Annotated in this window: 16 protein-coding genes and 8 tRNA genes; 20 read left to right on the top strand and 4 right to left on the bottom strand. The window is 42.1% G+C overall.

Annotated elements, in window-relative coordinates; translation table 11 throughout:
- The first annotated feature begins 74 nt into the window (after window positions 1-74).
- The 14 genes from lolB to L3V38_RS10790 all read left to right on the top strand — a co-directional run bounded on the left by lolB (window position 75) and on the right by L3V38_RS10790 (window position 6,608).
- Window positions 75-662, top strand: coding sequence for a lipoprotein insertase outer membrane protein LolB (gene lolB / locus L3V38_RS10725; protein WP_083515373.1), 588 nt, complete (start codon window positions 75-77; stop codon window positions 660-662).
- Window positions 663-664: 2 nt separating this feature from the next.
- The gene (ispE, locus tag L3V38_RS10730) at window positions 665-1,531 is read left to right on the top strand and encodes a 4-(cytidine 5'-diphospho)-2-C-methyl-D-erythritol kinase (RefSeq protein WP_237119401.1); all 867 of its coding nucleotides are present in this window, start codon (window positions 665-667) and stop codon (window positions 1,529-1,531) included.
- A gap of 79 nt (window positions 1,532-1,610) precedes the next feature.
- A complete protein-coding gene (locus L3V38_RS10735) occupies window positions 1,611-2,558 on the top strand; it encodes a ribose-phosphate pyrophosphokinase (protein ID WP_062570664.1) in 948 nt (315 codons plus the stop codon).
- A gap of 150 nt (window positions 2,559-2,708) precedes the next feature.
- The gene (locus tag L3V38_RS10740; protein ID WP_062570663.1) at window positions 2,709-3,317 is read left to right on the top strand and encodes a 50S ribosomal protein L25/general stress protein Ctc; all 609 of its coding nucleotides are present in this window, start codon (window positions 2,709-2,711) and stop codon (window positions 3,315-3,317) included.
- 19 nt (window positions 3,318-3,336) lie between these two features.
- Window positions 3,337-3,921, top strand: coding sequence for an aminoacyl-tRNA hydrolase (gene pth / locus L3V38_RS10745; RefSeq protein WP_062570662.1), 585 nt, complete (start codon window positions 3,337-3,339; stop codon window positions 3,919-3,921).
- Window positions 3,922-3,955: 34 nt separating this feature from the next.
- Complete coding sequence (gene ychF, locus L3V38_RS10750) at window positions 3,956-5,047, top strand: redox-regulated ATPase YchF (RefSeq protein WP_062570661.1); 1,092 nt, start codon at window positions 3,956-3,958, stop codon at window positions 5,045-5,047.
- Window positions 5,048-5,488: 441 nt separating this feature from the next.
- A tRNA-Met gene (locus L3V38_RS10755) sits at window positions 5,489-5,565 on the top strand.
- 137 nt (window positions 5,566-5,702) lie between these two features.
- Window positions 5,703-5,787, top strand: a tRNA-Leu gene (locus L3V38_RS10760).
- Between the two features lie 36 nt (window positions 5,788-5,823).
- Window positions 5,824-5,898: transfer RNA gene (locus L3V38_RS10765), tRNA-Gln, on the top strand.
- Between the two features lie 4 nt (window positions 5,899-5,902).
- Window positions 5,903-5,979 (top strand) — tRNA-Met (locus tag L3V38_RS10770).
- 164 nt (window positions 5,980-6,143) lie between these two features.
- Window positions 6,144-6,228: transfer RNA gene (locus tag L3V38_RS10775), tRNA-Leu, on the top strand.
- 36 nt (window positions 6,229-6,264) lie between these two features.
- A tRNA-Gln gene (locus tag L3V38_RS10780) sits at window positions 6,265-6,339 on the top strand.
- A 71-nt stretch (window positions 6,340-6,410) separates the two neighbouring features.
- Window positions 6,411-6,495: transfer RNA gene (locus tag L3V38_RS10785), tRNA-Leu, on the top strand.
- 38 nt (window positions 6,496-6,533) lie between these two features.
- Window positions 6,534-6,608 (top strand) — tRNA-Gln (locus L3V38_RS10790).
- A 160-nt stretch (window positions 6,609-6,768) separates the two neighbouring features.
- Here L3V38_RS10790 and L3V38_RS10795 read toward each other — a convergent pair.
- On the bottom strand, window positions 6,769-7,938 hold the full coding sequence (locus tag L3V38_RS10795; RefSeq protein ID WP_237119402.1) for an FAD-dependent oxidoreductase: 1,170 nt from the start codon (window positions 7,936-7,938) through the stop codon (window positions 6,769-6,771).
- 258 nt (window positions 7,939-8,196) lie between these two features.
- On the opposite strand from L3V38_RS10795, the gene miaB reads away from it, so the two are divergent.
- Genes miaB through lnt form a run of 5 tightly spaced genes read left to right on the top strand, consistent with a single transcriptional unit; the run spans window position 8,197 to window position 13,631 of the window.
- Complete coding sequence (gene miaB / locus L3V38_RS10800; protein ID WP_130151350.1) at window positions 8,197-9,642, top strand: tRNA (N6-isopentenyl adenosine(37)-C2)-methylthiotransferase MiaB; 1,446 nt, start codon at window positions 8,197-8,199, stop codon at window positions 9,640-9,642.
- Window positions 9,643-9,691: 49 nt separating this feature from the next.
- Complete coding sequence (locus L3V38_RS10805) at window positions 9,692-10,744, top strand: PhoH family protein (protein ID WP_237119403.1); 1,053 nt, start codon at window positions 9,692-9,694, stop codon at window positions 10,742-10,744.
- Window positions 10,741-11,196, top strand: a complete 456-nt coding sequence (ybeY, locus tag L3V38_RS10810; protein WP_062570657.1) for an rRNA maturation RNase YbeY — start codon at window positions 10,741-10,743, stop codon at window positions 11,194-11,196. Before L3V38_RS10805 ends, ybeY begins: the two co-directional genes overlap by 4 nt.
- Window positions 11,197-11,218: 22 nt before the next feature.
- Window positions 11,219-12,103 (top strand): CNNM family magnesium/cobalt transport protein CorC, encoded by an 885-nt coding sequence (corC, locus tag L3V38_RS10815; protein ID WP_130151348.1) that lies wholly within the window; start codon window positions 11,219-11,221, stop codon window positions 12,101-12,103.
- Window positions 12,084-13,631: an apolipoprotein N-acyltransferase gene (gene lnt / locus L3V38_RS10820; RefSeq protein WP_237119404.1), complete on the top strand. Its 1,548-nt coding sequence runs from the start codon at window positions 12,084-12,086 to the stop codon at window positions 13,629-13,631. The genes corC and lnt overlap by 20 nt, the downstream gene beginning before the upstream one ends.
- 39 nt (window positions 13,632-13,670) lie before the next feature.
- Here lnt and L3V38_RS10825 read toward each other — a convergent pair whose 3' ends face one another.
- From L3V38_RS10825 to L3V38_RS10835, 3 genes are all read right to left on the bottom strand, one after another.
- Window positions 13,671-14,147: an FKBP-type peptidyl-prolyl cis-trans isomerase gene (locus L3V38_RS10825; protein WP_237115086.1), complete on the bottom strand. Its 477-nt coding sequence runs from the start codon at window positions 14,145-14,147 to the stop codon at window positions 13,671-13,673.
- Window positions 14,144-16,543 carry an ATP-binding protein gene (locus L3V38_RS10830; protein WP_130151345.1) on the bottom strand — a complete coding sequence of 800 codons (2,400 nt, stop codon included), beginning with the start codon at window positions 16,541-16,543 and terminating at the stop codon, window positions 14,144-14,146. Before L3V38_RS10830 ends, L3V38_RS10825 begins: the two co-directional genes overlap by 4 nt.
- 69 nt (window positions 16,544-16,612) lie before the next feature.
- A complete protein-coding gene (locus tag L3V38_RS10835) occupies window positions 16,613-17,071 on the bottom strand; it encodes a zinc ribbon-containing protein (protein WP_130151344.1) in 459 nt (152 codons plus the stop codon).
- 176 nt (window positions 17,072-17,247) lie between these two features.
- Between L3V38_RS10835 and leuS the strand changes: the two genes are divergently transcribed.
- Complete coding sequence (gene leuS, locus L3V38_RS10840; RefSeq protein ID WP_237119405.1) at window positions 17,248-19,836, top strand: leucine--tRNA ligase; 2,589 nt, start codon at window positions 17,248-17,250, stop codon at window positions 19,834-19,836.
- Window position 19,837: the final 1 nt, after the last annotated feature.

Below are 19,837 nucleotides of genomic sequence, written 5' to 3' on the forward strand. Positions count from 1 at the left end.
ATATTGCTAAGCCCAGCTGTAAAGGCGTTAATTTTACCAAAAATCAGCGGAATATGGAAAGTAAGGAACGACATTTGATTAAACAATATTTGATTTTATTCATGTTTTTTTTATTTATCAGCGGTTGTGCGCAAAAAATGTCAACCGTTGATTACATTTATCCTGACTGGAAAAGCCGTTTAGAACAACAAGCTCAGTGGCAAGTACAGGGAAAAATGGCATTTATTAGTACAGAGCAGCGCCAATCTGCTAATTTAAATTGGCAACATGATGAGCTATACAGTGACATGGTACTCACCAGTTTTATTGGCACGCGTATTTTGTCTTTAAAACAAAATGCGCAAGGGGCCGAACTTGAATATGACGGTGATGTTTATACCGATCGTGATGCCGCTATGTTGTTATACCGTTTAACTGGCTTTTCGATTCCATTAGATAACGCCGCAAAGTGGCTAAAAGGCACTGTCGAAAACGACCAAGCCAGCTATGACGAGCAAGGCCGATTAAAAAATCTTATTTGGCAAGCACACAATGGCCAACAGTGGCAAATAACCTATTCAGATTACATTAAACAAGATGGCTATTGGCTTCCTGTAAAGTTAAGCCTTAAAAACCAAAAAATCCGTATCAAAATTCAACTTAATGATTGGCAGTTAAATTAATCATGACGCAAGTATCAACCGCCCCGCTAACGTTAATAGCGCCTGCAAAACTTAATTTATTTCTTCATATAAATGCGCGTCGTGATGACGGCTACCATGAGTTAGAAACCTTATTTACCTTTTTAGAATTTGGTGATGATTTAACGTTTACAGTGACCCATGACCCAGATATCAAAGTGACGGGTGATACAAACGGCATTGCATTAACAGACAACCTTATATATAAAGCGGCTCTCTTGTTACAACAACACTGTCGTTGCCAGCAAGGTGTTACTATCAAACTGTTAAAACGTTTGCCAATGGGCGGCGGTGTTGGTGGTGGCTCTTCCGATGCCGCCACAACTTTACTTGCGCTTAATAGATTATGGGACTGTCATTTATCTTTACACGAGTTAGCAAATTTAGGCGTGACCTTAGGCGCTGATGTCCCTGTGTTTATTAATGGCCACACCGCAATTGCGCACGGCATTGGTGAGCAACTTCATAACGTCGAGTTACCAAAGCGTTGGTATTGTGTGATCCACCCAGGGGAGCATGTAAGCACCGCGAAAATTTTTACTCACCCCGATTTAAAACGCGATACACCGAAACTAAAAGCAGACTGGCAAACAGAAAATTTACGCAATGATTGTGAGGCTTTAGTTAAAAAGCTCTGCCCCGAGGTTGAAAAAGCCCTGCAGTGGTTGCTAAAATACGCCCCGTCAAAGATGACTGGTACAGGCGCTTGCTGCTTTGCTGAGTTTTCAACCGAGGCACAAGCACAGCAAGTTTTAGCCGAATTACCAGAAAAATGGACAGGTTTTGTTGCAAGTAGTGCTACAATTTCTCCTGCTCATACAGCTTTAAATGCTCACTTTGAAATGAAGTAACGTACAAGTAAATGTTAACCTGCTTTGGTGCCTACCATAGCCTGTTAGTCCCAAAATTCAGTGCCTGAGGAACCCTACCGTGCCTGACATGAAGCTCTTCGCTGGTAACGCAACACCTGAGCTAGCTCAAAAAGTTGCAAAACGTTTGTATATTGAATTAGGCGATGCTGTTGTTGGCCGTTTTAGTGACGGTGAGATCAGTGTTCAAATTAATGAAAATGTTCGTGGTTCTGACGTTTTCATTGTTCAATCAACCTGTAACCCCACTAACGATAACCTGATGGAACTTATCGTTATGGTTGATGCCCTACGTCGTGCATCCGCTGGACGTATTACCGCAGTTATTCCTTATTTTGGTTATTCGCGTCAGGACCGCCGTGTGCGCTCTGCTCGTGTACCAATCACAGCTAAAGTAGTTGCAGATTTCTTATCAAGTGTTGGTGTTGACCGCGTATTAACTGTTGACCTACACGCAGAACAAATCCAAGGTTTCTTCGACGTACCGGTTGATAACGTGTTCGGTAGCCCTGTGCTATTAGAAGACATGAAAGAGCGCGACTTCGAAGACGTCGTGGTTGTTTCTCCTGATATCGGTGGTGTTGTTCGTGCTCGTGCAATCGCGAAGCTATTAAATGACACTGACCTTGCTATCATCGATAAACGTCGCCCACAAGCAAACGTATCACAAGTAATGCATATTATTGGTGACGTTGAAGGTCGTGACTGTATCATCGTTGATGACATGATTGATACGGGCGGTACTTTATGTAAAGCAGCTGCGGCGCTTAAAGAGCATGGTGCAAAACGTGTTTTTGCTTATGCAACCCACCCAGTTCTTTCAGGTAATGCAGCACAGAACATTCGTGAATCAGTTATTGACGAAGTGATTGTTACTGACTCAATACCACTTACTGACGAGCTTAAAGCACTTGATAACATCAAAGTACTTACGCTTGCAGATATGCTTGCTGAAACAATTCGTCGTATCAGCAACGAAGAATCAATCTCTGCGATGTTTGAGCATTAATCAACAGCGCATGATATTGAAAAAAGCACCATTTGGTGCTTTTTTTGTAGCCGTTATTTATTTTCCCCACAAGGGGTGGTATGATAGCGCGCCTTTTGGCTAGGGACCTTGGTCGCAAAGGCCCTACGACTATTAATTATTGGAGACATTATGTCAACTTATACATACAATGCAGAATTACGTACAGAAACAGGTACTGGTGCGAGCCGCCGCCTACGCCGTGAAGATAAAGTTCCTGCAATCCTTTACGGTGCTGACAAAGAAGCTGCATCTATCGTTCTTGCACACAAAGATATGATCAAAGCGCAAGAAGACGAAGGTTTCTACACGCACATCCTTACTTTAAACATCGGTGGCGAGTCAGTTGAAGCTATCCTTAAAGATATTCAACGTCACCCATTCAAGCCTAAGATCACTCACTTAGACTTCCAACGTGTAGATGCTTCTCACAAACTTCACACAAAAGTGCCAGTACACTTCATCGGTGAAGAGAAAGTAACTAAAGCAGGTAACACTGTTGTTCACCAATTAACTGAAATCGAAATCACGTGTCTTCCTAAGTCACTTCCTGAGTTCGTTGAAGTTAACGTTGCAGATTTAGTAGCTGGTGATTCAATCCACCTTTCTGACCTTAAGCTTCCTTCAGGTGTTTCATCTGTTGAGCTTGCTAAAGGTGCAGATCACGATCAGTCAGTTGTTACTGTTAAAGCTAACAAAGCTGCTCCTGCTGAAGAAGCTTCAGAAGACGCTGCAGAATAATTTTTAAGGTGTACACACCTTGAATTCTATTCAAATGCTTGTGGGCCTGGCTAATCCAGGCCCCGAATACGCAAACACACGCCATAATGCAGGTGCTTGGTTCATCGAAGAACTCGCTGCACGTTATAACTGCACTCTCAAACATGATCCTAAATATCACGGCCTCACTGGCAAAGTGATTATTCAAGGCCAAGAATTTAAACTACTGATCCCTACAACTTATATGAATTTAAGTGGTAAATCGGTGAGTAGTCTCGCTAATTTCTTTAAAATTCCTGTTGAAAACATTCTCGTTGCTCACGACGAAATGGACTTAGAACCAGGCATTGCTAAACTAAAAAAAGGTGGCGGCCACGGTGGTCACAATGGTTTAAAAGATATTATTGCGAAAATGGCAAACCAAAAAGATTTTATGCGCCTTCGTATTGGCATTGGACACCCTGGTCACCGAGAAATGGTAACAGGTTGGGTGCTAGGCAAAGCTGCGAAAGACGATCAAGAAAAAATGGATGCCGCAATCGACGAAGCAGTTCGTTGCATGGAAATTCTTGCAAAAGATGGTGTGTTAAAAGCACAAAACAGACTACATTCATTTAAACCTTAATCCGTTTTAATGAAATTACACAAGGTATCTTACTATGGGTTTTAAATGTGGCATCGTTGGCTTGCCAAACGTTGGTAAATCAACATTATTTAATGCACTAACTAAAGCGGGAATCGAAGCCGCTAACTTCCCTTTCTGTACTATTGAACCAAATACGGGTGTGGTGCCAGTTCCTGATGCGCGCTTAAATGCACTAGCTGAAATCGTAAATCCACAACGCATTTTACCAACAACGATGGAGTTCGTTGATATTGCAGGCCTTGTAAAAGGCGCTTCAAAAGGTGAAGGTCTAGGTAACCAGTTCCTTGCGAATATTCGTGAAACAGATGCAATTGGTCATGTTGTTCGTTGTTTTGAAGACGAAAATATCGTCCATGTTGCTGGTACTATCGATCCAGCTGACGATATTGATGTTATTAACACCGAATTAGTACTTGCAGATATGGATAGCGCAGATAAAGCGCTTGTTCGTAATGCCAAGAAAGCAAAAGGCGGCGATAAAGACGCGAAAGAGCAAAATGCTGTACTTGAGAAAGTAAAAGCGCATCTGGATGAAGGTTTAACATTACGTTCTTTAGAACTCACTAAAGAAGAAAAAGCGGCAATTAAAACGCTTAACTTTTTAACAATCAAACCAACGATGTACATTGCGAATGTAGCAGAAGATGGTTTTGAAAATAACCCTTACCTAGATAAAGTACGTGAAATTGCCGCTGCTGAAGACGCTGTTGTAATTCCTGTTTGTGCTGCTATCGAATCTGAGTTATCTGAACTTGAAGAAGAAGATAAATTAGAATTTATGGCTGACCTAGGTTTAGAAGAACCTGGCCTTAACTTAGTGATCCGTGGTGGTTACGAGTTACTTAAATTACAAACCTACTTTACTGCAGGTGTAAAAGAAGTACGCGCATGGACCATTCCAGTAGGTGCGACGGCACCACAAGCTGCTGGTAAAATCCACACAGACTTCGAACGTGGCTTTATCCGTGCTCAAACTATCGCTTTTGACGATTATATTGAGTTCAAAGGCGAAAGCGGTGCAAAAGAAGCTGGTAAAATGCGTCAAGAAGGTAAAGAGTACATCGTTAAAGACGGTGATGTCATGAACTTCTTATTTAACGTATAAGTTCTTAAGCAACTCTATTTAAAAGGCTCGTTATTACGAGCTTTTTTATTTTCTGGGTTTACATCACGATACGCATGCTATTTTTAGCACTGCAATAGCGCCATTTTATCTCCCTACTCTTCTACCCTATATAGCTGTAAATGCATTTATGAGTTAGAAAAACTCTCAACAAAATAGTTTTTAAATTTATAAACTTAATTTTTGTATGAAAATCAAACAGATTAAAAATGAGCTTTTATTAACAATAATACGTAACATACTTTTAGAGTCGTCTTTGACCGACAAAAAAACAGCAATTTAAGTAAAATTTAACCTGTTAGCTTAATTTTAATGCAAACAAACCCTGTTAAGTGTTTTTTTGCAAAAAAGGTGTTGACGGATTTAGGTCATATCAGCATAATACGCCCCGCACTCAGCGATGAAGTGTTAACAAAAAAAGATGGCTAAGTAGCTCAGTTGGTTAGAGCACATCACTCATAATGATGGGGTCACAGGTTCAAATCCCGTCTTAGCCACCATTCTTTTTGTTGCTCAATGAAGAGTTTAAAATAACTACCAGTACTTTAAGTACGAATGATGCGACAGTGGTGGAATTGGCCAATGTCTTGATTAAGACGCTGGATTTAGGTTCCTTTACTGCAAACGCAAAAGGTATGCGGGAGTGGCGGAATTGGTAGACGCGCTGGATTTAGGTTCCAGTAACTTCGGTTGTGAGAGTTCAAGTCTCTCCTTCCGCACCATGTTCTTGATAAGAACTCAAACTATCAAGCTTTTGTTGGGATATCGCCAAGCGGTAAGGCAGCAGGTTTTGATCCTGCCATTCCCAGGTTCAAATCCTGGTATCCCAGCCACAATGGCTAAGTAGCTCAGTTGGTTAGAGCACATCACTCATAATGATGGGGTCACAGGTTCAAATCCCGTCTTAGCCACCATTCTTTCTTTAGAATGGCTCTGCAGGAGTTAAAGCTGCCCTCAATGAAGAGTTTAAAATAACTACCAGTACTTTTAGTACGAATGATGCGGGAGTGGCGGAATTGGCCGATGTCTTGATTAAGACGCTGGATTTAGGTTCCCTTACTACAAACGCGAAAGGTATGCGGGAGTGGCGGAATTGGTAGACGCGCTGGATTTAGGTTCCAGTAACTTCGGTTGTGAGAGTTCAAGTCTCTCCTTCCGCACCATGTTCTTGATAAGAACTCAAACTATCAAGCTTTTGTTGGGATATCGCCAAGCGGTAAGGCAGCAGGTTTTGATCCTGCCATTCCCAGGTTCAAATCCTGGTATCCCAGCCACTTTCTCAAAGTGACAAAGAATACTCAATGAAGAGTCTAAAATAACTACCAGTACTTTATGTACGAATGATGCGGGAGTGGCGGAATTGGTAGACGCGCTGGATTTAGGTTCCAGTAACTTCGGTTGTGAGAGTTCAAGTCTCTCCTTCCGCACCATGTTCTTAAGTAGAACTAAAACTCTTCAAGTTTAGCGTTGGGATATCGCCAAGCGGTAAGGCAGCAGGTTTTGATCCTGCCATTCCCAGGTTCAAATCCTGGTATCCCAGCCAACTACTTCCCTGTCTAATTTCTAATTTCTAATTTCTAATTTCTAATTTCTAATTTCTAATTTCTAATTTCTAATTTCTCCAAAATTTAATTCATTTTTATTTAGCACAAAAAAACGGGCTAATTTTCATTAACCCGTGTTTAGTCTCTATCACTATGTGATTAACTTAATGTCCCGCTAATCGCATATTTTAAAACCCAGTTCTTTGCAGGGCCTGTGTTATTAGCAAGCTTTAAAAACTTACTGCGCACCCAGCTCAGTGGTTTTATCTCGTTTGAAAAACCAAAGTAACATGCATCCATCATGCTCATCATCAGTAAATTAGCGTGGCGGCGTTTTTTCTCGTAGCGTTTTAATAACGCTTGCTGACCCACATCAGGTTGATCTGCCAAAATATCTGCCAGTGCAACGACATCTTGAAAGCCTAAGTTCACACCTTGCCCAGCGAGCGGGTTAATTGTGTGCGCCGAGTCACCGACTAAAACTAAACGGCCGTGCGAATAATCATTGGCGTGTTGGCGTGCAAGTGGAAAAACAGCATGCTCAAGTAACTCAAAGTCGCCCGGTAGTTCAGGGAAATGCGCAATGAGCTTTGCTTTAAGTTGCTCATTCGACAATGTTTGCCACTGCTTTAAAACCGCAGCATCGTGATAACAAATTAAATTTGCATAAGGCGCCTGCATCGGTAAAAACGCGACTGGTCCGGTTGGCGTAAATTGTTGCCACGTTTTTACTTGCTGCGGGGCATCCAATTTGATTAACACGCCCATGCAATGCTGACCATATTGCCAACCCGTTACACCTAAGCCAGCTTTAGTTCGTAATTGTGACTGTCCACCGTCTGCTGCAACAACTAAATCGGCAGTATATTGGGTGTCACCAGACTGTAAGGTGATTGAATCAGCCGTTTGAGTAATATCCGTGATGGCTGAAGTTTGCTCTATCACTTCGATGTTGTACTTGGCGAATTGCTGCCAGAGACTTGCTTGAATTAAATTATTTTCGATTAAATGACCTAAATGCGTTTCGCCAATCTCATGGCAATCAAACAATAAATTCTCGCCTTGCTGCTGGTAGGCCTCTAGTTGTTGATAAGGTGCAATACGATTTTGTCTTAGTAACGGCATGGCACCGAGATCATCAAGTAAATTTTCTGAAAAACGATTAATAGCCGAAATGCGAATATCGACCTTATCTGAGCTAAGAATATGATCAGCATCGATAAGATGCTTTTCAATAACGGTGACATCCCTACCCTGCTTGGCCAGTTTTACAGCAGTAGCAGCACCTACCATGCCACCACCGACAACAATTACCTTATTTTTATTCATTTAGCATTCGCTCATTTGGCTATTTAAATACGCTGCAAATTGTAACGTAATTCAATAATCAGTGTCAGTGCATTTACTGCTTAAGAATTTCAAAACAGTGACTTGTTTGATTTCACACCACAAAGATAAAAACTATACTTGGATCTGTGCGGGTATCCAGCTAAAATACGCGTCCTTTAAGTCGGCATACTTGCCACTTAATCCTGTTTCTAACACATTTTTGTGTCACTACCGAATTGAAAACGAGGCTATATTTCAATGAGTAAAAAGCTGCATATTAAAACCTGGGGTTGTCAGATGAACGAGTACGACTCTCAGAAAATGGCTGATCTACTAGATGCGACTAACGGCTATCAGTTAACTGAAGAAGCTGAGGACGCTGACGTGATCTTACTCAATACCTGTTCAATCCGTGAAAAGGCACAAGAAAAAGTATTCCATCAGCTTGGCCGTTGGAAGCTATTAAAAGACGACAAACCAGAGTTAATCATTGGTGTTGGTGGTTGTGTTGCATCGCAAGAAGGTGACTCAATTCGCCAACGTGCGCCGTTTGTTGATGTAATTTTTGGCCCGCAAACATTACACCGCTTACCAGAAATGATTAAGCAAGTGCAAAGTGGTGACAGCAGCTCGGTAGTTGACGTTTCATTCCCTGAGATTGAAAAGTTCGATCGTTTACCTGAGCCAAAAGCGGAAGGCCCAACTGCATTCGTATCAATTATGGAAGGTTGCTCTAAATACTGTACATTCTGCGTAGTACCTTACACGCGTGGTGAAGAAGTAAGCCGCCCACTTGATGACGTATTACTTGAAGTTGCACAACTTGCAGAGCAAGGTGTTCGTGAAGTGAACCTACTTGGTCAAAACGTAAATGCCTATCGCGGTGAAACTCACGACGGTGAAATTTGTTACTTCTCTGATCTATTACGTTATGTGGCAGCGATTGACGGTATTGACCGTATTCGTTACACCACCTCGCACCCTGTTGAGTTTACGCCAGATATCATTGATGCGTATGCAGACGTGCCTGAGCTTGTTGATCACCTACACTTACCTGTACAAAGTGGTTCAGACCGCATTCTTAACCTTATGAAACGTGGCCATACTGCAATCGAGTACAAATCGACAATTCGTAAGTTACGTAAAATTCGCCCTAACCTAAGCATGTCATCAGATTTCATCATTGGTTTTCCTGGCGAAAGTAAAGCGGACTTTGAAGCAACCATGAACCTTATCAATGATATTGGTTTTGATATGAGCTTTAGTTTTATCTACAGTGCGCGCCCTGGTACGCCTGCTGCTGATTTACCTGATGATGTATCAGAGCAAGAGAAAAAAGAACGTTTATACCTGTTACAAAATCGTATTACGCAAATGGCGCAGCAAATCAGCCGTCAAATGTTTGATACAGAACAACGTATTTTAGTTGAAGGCCCTTCTAAGAAGAACCCAATGGAATTACGTGGTCGTACAGAGAACAACCGAGTTGTAAATTTTGAAGGTCCACACTCTGTGATCGGTCAATTCGTTGATGTACGTATTACTGAAGCATTGCCAAATTCTTTACGTGGTGAATTAATTCGTACAGAATCAGAGATGAACTTACGCCGTGATGTGGCACCATCATCTATTTTAAGTAAGGCAGCCGAGGCAGAAGCTGCACAAGCCCCTAACGAAATTGGCGTTGCTACTTTCGTCCCGTAGGGGAAAATTTGGTGCAGGCACCGCCTGCACCCATCAATAGGAAGCTATTTTGAGTAATCAATTAAAAACTTTAGAGATTTATTTAGAACCCGCCGACAATAAACGCCTTTCATCTTTATGTGGTCCGTTTGACGAAAATATCAAACAAATTGAGCGCCGATTAGGTGTAGAAATTGCTCATCGCGATAATTTTTTCAGAGTCACTGGTAAGCTTCACTGTGCTGCTGCGAGTGTCGAAATCTTAAAAAACCTTTATGTTGATACTCAACCTGTACGTGGCCAAATTGGTGAGATAGAACCTGAAGCGGTTCATTTAGCAATTAGCGAATCAAATGCCCTAGAGCAAGATGAAAATCCAGGCGTTTATGGCAAAGACATGGTGATTAAAACCCGCCGTGGCGTAATTAAACCGCGAAACGACAACCAAGGCGTGTACATTGCAAATATTCTGCATCACGATATTACCTTTGGTATTGGACCTGCTGGTACAGGTAAAACTTACCTCGCTGTTGCAGCCGCTGTTGATGCCCTTGAGCGTCAAGAAATTCGTCGCATTCTACTTACGCGCCCTGCCGTTGAAGCTGGTGAAAAACTGGGTTTCTTACCCGGTGATTTGAGTCAAAAAATCGACCCTTATTTGCGCCCTCTTTACGACGCATTATTTGAAATGCTTGGTTTTGAGCGCGTTGAAAAACTGATCGAAAAAAACATCATAGAAGTTGCCCCACTTGCATATATGCGTGGCCGTACATTGAATGATGCCTTTATCATCCTAGATGAAAGCCAAAACACCACAGCAGAACAAATGAAAATGTTCTTAACCCGTATTGGTTTTAATTCAAAAGCTGTAATCACTGGCGATATCACCCAAGTCGATTTACCGCGCGGTGCGCGCTCAGGCCTACGCCATGCAATTGAGGTGCTAAATGATGTTGAAGCAATTAGCTTTAACTTCTTCCAATCTCATGATGTTGTGCGTCACCCTGTCGTAGCTCGTATTGTAGAGGCCTACGAGCGTAATGATGAAGCTGAGCGTTTAAAGCGAGCTGAAAAGCAACGTATTAAAGAATCACAAGCAAACCAACAAGAAGCAAACTCGTGACCGAATTAGACCTACAAATAGCCTGTGAGTTTGATAACTTACCCAGCTTTGAACAATTCCAGCTTTGGGCTGATAAAGCCCTTAGCAATTATCGTGAAGACGCTGAACTGACTATTGTAATAAGTGATGAGGCGCAAAGCCAACAGCTTAATAATGACTATCGTGGTAAAGACAAGCCGACTAATGTCTTATCGTTTCCGTTTGAAGCACCACCTGGTATTGAGTTACCTTTAGTCGGTGACTTAATCATTTGTCCGGCGATTGTTTTAGCCGAGTCAATTGAACAAGAAAAGGCCTTTCACGACCATTTTGCCCATATGGTGATTCATGGATGCTTGCATTTACTTGGATTTGACCATATAAAGGACGAAGATGCACTTGAAATGGAAAGCATAGAAAAGCAGTTACTTGCCGATCTGAACATCGCTGACCCATATCGAGACGATATTTAAATTAACGGAGCAATTAGACGCAATGAGCGACGACAACTCGCAAACTAGCCAGGGTTCTTCTGGCAAAACTTGGTTGGGCCGTATAGCCCAAATGTTGCAAGGGGAACCCCAGAATAGAGAAGAGCTGGTAGAAGTAATTGCCGATGCGCAAGAACGCGACCTTATCGACCCTGAAACAAAAGATATGATTGAAGGGGTACTGGGTGTATCAGAGCTAAAAGTGCGCGATATAATGATACCGCGCTCACAAATGGTAACCCTAGAAGTCGATACACCTCTAGAACAGCTATTACCTATGATGGTCGATTCTACGCACTCACGCTTTCCTGTCGTATGCGAAGATAAAGACCATGTTGAAGGTATTTTATTAGCTAAAGACTTATTACCATTGATCATCAATAAAGATGAGCAACTGCCTTCGCTGCGTGATTATTTACGACCAGCCGTTGTGGTGCCAGAGAGCAAACGTGTTGACACGCTCCTTAATGAGTTTCGTCAACAGCGTTACCACATGGCCATTGTAATCGATGAATATGGCGGTGTATCTGGTCTTGTGACTATTGAAGATATTCTCGAAATCATCGTTGGTGAAATTGAAGATGAGCACGATGAAAGCGAAGACCAACAAGATATTCGTCAAGTTGCAAAGCATGTTTATGCCGTGCAAGCACTGACACCGGTCGACGACTTTAACGAATACTTTAAAACAGGTTACAGTACCTCAGATGCAGATACGATTGGTGGTACTGTATTGCATGCGTTTGGCCATATGCCGAGCCGTGGTGAAACCATTGACATTGATGGTTTACAATTTAAAGTCACCAATGCGGACAATCGTCGCATCTTGCAATTGCAAATAACTATCCCTAAGGCTGATGATAACGACAGTGAAGAAACTGCTAACTAACCTAAGCCTTCTTGCAAAAGATAAAAAAGCCTGGCTCGCACTTATTGCGGGCCTCTTTTTGACCCTTAGTTACGCCCCCTTTAACCTTTGGTATATTGCTTTTATATCACTCGGTGCCCTTCTTTACTGCATTAACCCCCTTGCAAGTGGTAAGGCCGCAGCAAAACAAAGCGCCAAATATGGCTTTATCTTTGGTTTGGGCTGGTTTGGTGCAGGTATTAGCTGGGTGCATGTTTCTATTGCGACTTTTGGCGGCATGCCACTGATTGCCTCTATTTCGCTTATGGTTTTACTGTGCGCATATTTAGCCCTGTATCCTGCATTAGCCGTTTGGCTCACTACACGTCTTGCTAACGGCCCCTATAGCTTTATTTGTTGGTTACTTGCTACCGTTGCTATTACAGAATATTTACGCGGCACTTTGCTTACCGGCTTTCCTTGGCTGAGCTTTGGTTACACCCAAACAGACAGCCCACTGAACTTTTTAGCCCCCGTGATTAGTGAGTTTGGTATCACGCTAATTTGCGTATTCATTGCCTTTTCGCTTTATCGCTTGATAAGCAAAGATATTAAACCGTTAATTATTTCTGTCGTAATACTTACAGGCTTATATTTTATCGCAAATAGCAGCCCTACAAAGTATCAAGATAAAACAATCAAAACAGTTCTCGTACAAGGTAATATTAAACAGCACTTACGCTTTGAGCCGTCAGAATTTTGGAATACCATGAGTAAATACCAAGACATGACCCGCCTGCATTGGAATGCTGATTTAATTGTTTGGCCTGAAGCCGCAGTCCCAGAGCTCGAAGCATTGGCTACTGACTATTTAACAGGTCTTGATAGCGCTGCCACATTTAATAATACGGCACTTATTACAGGTATCGTTGATTACCAATACGACACCCGTAACATTTTTAATACGCTAATTGTGCTTGGTAAAAAAGAGCTGGAAGATAGCGAAGGCCACTATCAGTATTTAGCTAAAAACCGCTATCAAAAGCATCAGTTATTGCCGATTGGTGAATTTGTGCCATTTCAAGAATTACTGCGCCCAATCGCGCCATTGTTTGATTTGCCTATGTCATCTTTTACCCGCGGCGATGAAGTGCAAAACAATTTACGGGCTAATGGCTTAAATATTTTACCGGCTATTTGCTATGAAATTGCTTTTTCTGAGTTGGTTCGTGGAAATTATCGCAGTGACTCTGACATTTTGTTCACGGTCAGTAACGATGCGTGGTTTGGTGATTCGCATGGCCCGCATCAGCATATGCAAATAGCGCGTATGCGCGCCCTTGAATTACAGCGCCCGCTAATTCGAGTAACCAACAATGGCATTAGCGCCATTTACGACCCTATTGCTAAATCGCAATTAGCTATGCCGCAATTTAAAGCCGATGTACTCGAGGCAAATATTACGCTTATCAAAGGCGATAGTATTTATAGCCAATACGGCAATTTGCCAGTATGGGTTGTGGTGATACTACTCAGTGCTGCTGGTGTGATTATAAGGTTCAAAAAGTAACCATTAAAAAAGGCTTCATGATGAAGCCTTTTTTGTGTTTTAAGATTCTATCTTTATCAACTCGACATCAAATATCAGTAATGAGCCAGCTGGAATACTACCAACGCGCTTACGCCCGTAAGCAAGCTGCGGCGGGATATAAAAGGTGAATTTATCCCCTTCGCTCATTAACTGTAAACCCTCAGTCCAACCGGCAATCACTTGGTTTAAACCAAAGCTAATTGGCGAGTTACGTACTACTGAGCTATCAAATACGCTACCATCCATAAGCGTGCCATGATAATGCACTTTAACCTTGCTAGTAGCATTGGGTTTTTCGTCATTCCCTGCACTTTGCTCTATTTTGTATTGCAAACCTGAAGCTGTTTCATGAACATCGTCGGCTTGACTATTGGTTGCTAAAAAATCAGCAGCGAGTTTTTCATTTTCAAGGGCTTGTAGCTTAGCCTTTTTGCTATTTTTAAAAATTAAGAAACAAAAAATACCAATAATCAGTAAAAGTATTAAATTAATCATTCCGCGTCCTTCTCATCATTATCGCCATTAACGATATCTGCAATATTGGCAAGCCTAGCAAGTGCCAGCGCATTGATAGAATCATCGGTATAGCCCTGCTCTGTCATTTCGCCAGCTTCTTTTTCCATTAATAAACTCAACGCTTGATCTACCGTTTCAACGGCATAAATATTAAAACGACCTTTTTCAACAGCGTCGAGCACTTCATTATCAAGCACTAAATTCACTTGGTTAGATTTAGGAATAATCACCCCTTGCTCACCGGTCAAGCCACGCATTTTACATAACTTAAAGAAGCCTTCGATCTTCTCGTTCACACCACCAATTGATTGCACGTCTCCGTGTTGGTTGATAGAGCCAGTTAATGCAATTGATTGGCTAATAGGTAGATTCGTTATTGCTGATATAAGCGCACACAACTCCGCCAGTGACGCGCTATCACCGTCGATATAGCCATAGCTTTGTTCGATTGCGATATTAGCACTGAGCGTCAAACTAAACTGCTGAGCGTATTTATTACCTAAGTAACCGGTTAATAGCATCACCCCTTTTGAGTGAATTGCTTTACCCAGCTCTGCTTCGCGTTCAACGTCAATCACACCATCAGCACCTGCATAAACAGTGGCTGTAATGCGTGCTGGTGTACCAAATGAAGTATCACCAATATGCAGCACAGTTAAACCATTCACTTTACCCACCGCATGACCTTCAGTGGCAATTAAAATTTGCCCCTCTTTGATGTCACTTAGCATGGTCTCAGAGATTTGCCCTGTGCGGTATTGTTTCCCAACAATAGCCTCATCAATATGATGAGCATCTATTACAGTTTGGCCATCCTGCTTTGCATAGAAGCTTGCTTCTGCCACTAATTCTAGTACATCAGCAAAACGCGCAGAGAGCTTGTTATGATGCTCTGCTTGACGGTAGCTAAACTTAAGCAAACGCGCCATAGCGGCTTCGTTTGTCGTGCAATGTAATGTTTGCTGACAGTATTCAGTCACCTTAGTAATGAACTGATATTGCAGTTTATCGCTACTTGGCAAGTAATAATCGAAGTCAGCAAGTACACGGAATAACTCTGCAAACTCTTCGTCATATTCACCAATGGTGTAATAAAGGTCTCGTGAGCCTAAAAGCACTATTTTTACATCAAGAGGAATAAGCTGCGGGCGTAACGTAAAGCTACTTCCTACGGAGCTGTCTTGATAGGGTAAGTCGTTTTTGATTTGATGCGTTTTTAAAGACAGTTTAAGTCCATCCCATACTTGCGGGTTAGCCATGACTTTCTCTGCATCCATAATCAAGTAACCGCCATTCGCACGGTGCAGTGCTCCTGGTTGGATTGAACGGTAACTGGTGATAAGCGAACCTTGTGAGGTTGCATATTCAATTTTGCCGAAAATATTGCCAAAGGTTGGATTCGGTTCATACACCACAGGGGCAGCATCACCTTCTTTGTACTCTACCAGAATATTTGGCGCAAAGAAGTCAGTTAGCATGCCTTTACGGTCAAAGTCTTCTTTGTTTTCATCGTTGTCATCATCGTCAAGCCACTCAAGTACCGCATCGATGATTTCTTCGCGAATGTCTTTTAAGTAACGCAGAACACCAATATGTGTAGCATATTTATGCTCAAGTGCTTTAATTAAGGGTTTAGTAGCAAGCTCTGCGGTTGATTTTTTTAAGTTACGTAATTTTTCTGAGGATTCACGTTTCCAGCGTGGTAGCTCAATTAGCGCTTCTATTAACGCATCTTCAAGCTTTTCAATGACCTCATAAAACTCGTCTCGAAGTGGCTCATCAAGGGATGAAAACTCTGTATCACTGAGCTGTTTGCCATTAACTAAAGGCGCAAAACCAACAACGCCATTTTCTTCAATCAACGCCACACTTTGCTCAAGAGCTGCAATTTCCACGGCAGTGATTGCGGCATCGTAAGTATCGGTAAATTCACGGTCGATTGATTTTTTTTTGCGCTGATAACCTGGATTGTCAAATGCAGCAGGAAATGTATCAAGTACTTCATCTATAAATGAATCTATATCATCAGCTAGTTGCTTGCTCTGCCCTGCTTGCATAAACATTGCTATTGGTTCGCGATGATCATCATAATTATTAACATACAGCCACTCATTAGGCGTTGGGCGCTCTTTAGAATGAGTTGTTAATTTGTCTTTAACAAGAGTAAATCGGCCAAGTGCGGCTTCCCCCATCACATACACATTGTAACCAGGTAACTCCATACCTAATGAGAAATCAAGCGCACTTTGAGCTCGTTGTTGACCAATAAACGTGAGTGTTTCTGGATAGGGGTTTTTCATGCAAGTGGCTACATGATTGTCGGCAATTTCAGGTGCCAATGCGCTAACAGGTAGAGGGATCAGTTTTTTTGTCATTCTAACTTCTTATTTCCCAGCGTTAGCTGGGCATTATAGGTAACGCCCAGCCCAAGCCTGCGTTACTGATTAAGGTTGTAATGCCTTACGGCTAAAGTAAATACCACCACACTCAATACATGGGGTAATTTGCGTAGCATGGTAAACATCGTAACTATGCTGGCAATTTTTACATACTAATGTGCCCATGGCTATCCATTCTCCCTGATGATAGACGCCATTGTGTTTAAAATCTTGATTTAGTGCATGCCATTCAAGTTGCGTTTTGTCTTCGATGTGCGATAACTCGTACCATAGAGACTCTTTTAATTCCATCCATGCCAAGGAATCATAATGGTGATCGTTTTCTTTGATGTGATCGATATCGCGCTTTAAATAGTCACGATATTGATGAAGTTTTTCTTGTCCGAGGTCTTTGAGTGCTTGCTCTGATTCAACAAACTTATCCATCGCATCTTTTAGCTCGTTGTCTTTAACATCCTTTAGCCATTCGCTTAAGTCTTTAAGCCATGATTTATAATCTGCCATCGTTTACTCCTTCAAAAATGATGAAAAATCAGTACTTACTATAGTCAAGTATAGGTTAACCTGCCCTGAAAGTGAGAATTTCATAAAAGCCCTTATTTGCCGCTGTGATTAGCGTGTATTTTGAGTTATCCTTATCGACAATTTTTTATTAATCTGCAAGAAGTCTGGAATCGTAGATGCAAGAGCAATATAACCCGCAAGACATAGAGTCAAAAGTACAAACCTACTGGGAAGAAAACCAAGTATTTAAAGTCACTGAAGATGAGAGCAAAGAAAAGTATTACTGCCTATCTATGTTCCCATACCCAAGCGGCCGACTCCACATGGGTCACGTTCGTAACTACACCATTGGTGACGTAGTATCTCGCTTCCAACGCTTGCAAGGCAAAAACGTAATGCAACCTATGGGTTGGGATGCGTTTGGCCTACCCGCTGAAAATGCAGCAATCAAAAACAACACTGCACCTGCAAAGTGGACGTATGAAAACATCGATTACATGCGTGACCAGTTAAAGCAATTGGGCTTTGGTTACGATTGGGATCGTGAAATCGCTACATGTCACCCAGAATATTACAAGTGGGAACAATGGTTCTTCACTAAGCTTTACGAAAAAGGCTTAGTATATAAAAAGATGTCAACAGTAAACTGGGATCCAGTTGACCAAACAGTACTTGCTAACGAACAAGTAATTGATGGTCGTGGTTGGCGTTCTGGTGCCATTGTTGAGCAAAAAGAAATTCCACAATGGTTCATCAAAATCACTGATTACGCACAAGAGCTATTAGACGATTTAGACAAACTTGATCACTGGCCTGAGCAAGTTAAAACCATGCAGCGTAACTGGATTGGTCGTTCTGAAGGCTTAGAAATCGAATTCAAGCGTGCTGACAACGAAGATACATTCAGTGTTTATACAACGCGCCCAGATACCTTTATGGGTGTGACGTATGTTGCTGTTGCAGCCGGTCACCCAATTGCACAAGAAGCCGCTAAAAACAGTGACGCTGTAGCAATGTTTGTTGATGAGTGTAAAAACACGAAAATCGCTGAAGCAGACATGGCAACCATGGACAAAAAAGGCATTGCAACTGGCTTTTATGCGATTCACCCATTAACAGGTAAGCAAGTACCTATTTGGGTTGCTAACTTTGTATTAATGGATTACGGCTCAGGCGCTGTAATGGCTGTTCCTGCACACGACCAACGTGACTTTGAATTCGCATCAGCGTATGGCCTTGAGATTGCTCAAGTAATCGCACCAGCTGCAGGTTCTGAAGAAACGGTTGATTTAGACAATCAAGCATTTACTGAAAAAGGCGTGTTAGTTAACTCGGGTGAGTTTGACGGTCTTGAGTTTGAAGCAGCGTTTAATGCCGTTGCAGACAAACTAGAAGCGCTGGGTGTAGGTGAGCGTAAAGTTAATTTCCGTCTACGTGACTGGGGTGTTAGCCGCCAACGTTACTGGGGGTCTCCAATCCCAATGTTAAGCGACGAAAATGGTGATGAGCTTGCAGCAACAGAAGACATGCTACCCGTTCGTTTACCAGAAGACGTAGTAATGAATGGTGTGACTTCACCAATCAAAGCTGATCCTGAGTGGGCTAAAACAACTGTAAATGGCGCGCCTGCATTCCACGAAACAGATACCTTCGATACCTTCATGGAGTCGTCTTGGTACTACGCGCGTTACTGTAGCCCACGTTTTGACGAAGGCATGATTGAACCAGGTGCTGCAAATTATTGGTTACCAGTAAACCAATACATTGGTGGTATTGAGCATGCGATCTTGCACTTACTTTACTCGCGTTTCTTCCACAAGTTATTACGTGACTTTGGCCTAGTAAACTCAGATGAGCCATTTGAGCGCTTACTATGTCAAGGCATGGTATTAGCTGATACTTTCTATCGTAAAGATGAGAAAGGCGGTGATATCTGGATTTCACCAACTGATGTACAAACTGAAACAGACGACAAAGGTCGTGTTGTTAAAGCGTGGCACAAAGAAGATGGTGAGCCGGTATTCTCTGCAGGCATGAGCAAAATGTCGAAATCGAAAAATAACGGTATCGACCCGCAACAAGTTATTGCCCAGTACGGTGCAGATACAGTGCGTTTATTCATGATGTTCACAGCACCACCAGAGCAAACTCTTGAGTGGTCTGATTCAGGTGTTGAAGGTGCAATGCGTTTCTTAAAACGTATTTGGAAATACGCGGTTGATGTTGAAACTGTGGGCTACCAAGCGCTTGATAAATCTGCATTAAATAGCGACCAAAAAGTGCTTCGTCGTGAACTACATAAAGCCATTGCAAAAGTGACTGATGACGTTGAGCGTCGTCAAACATTCAACACCGCAATTGCCGCAATCATGGAAATCTCGAACAAGTTACTTAAAGCACCACTTGCTGATAAGCAAGATGTGGCAATAGCTAACGAAGCACTTGAAGCATTACTTATCATGCTTGCGCCTATCACGCCGCATATGTGTCACCAGTTATGGCAAGATCTTGGCAAAGAAGGTGACATCTTAGATGCAGCTTGGCCAACAGTTGATGAGTCAGCACTTGTTGAAGATGAGAAGCTAATCATCGTACAGGTTAACGGTAAGCTACGTGCTAAGTTAACAGTGCCTGCAGATGCAACCAAAGAGCAAGTTGAAGCATTAGCATTTGCTGAAGAAAACGTGACTAAGTTCACAGATGGCGTAACAGTTCGTAAAGTTATTTACGTACCTGGTAAGCTACTTAACGTGGTTGCCAACTAAG

Origin of the sequence: Pseudoalteromonas sp. L1, from assembly GCF_021728095.1 — a bacterium.
Lineage (GTDB): Bacteria > Pseudomonadota > Gammaproteobacteria > Enterobacterales > Alteromonadaceae > Pseudoalteromonas.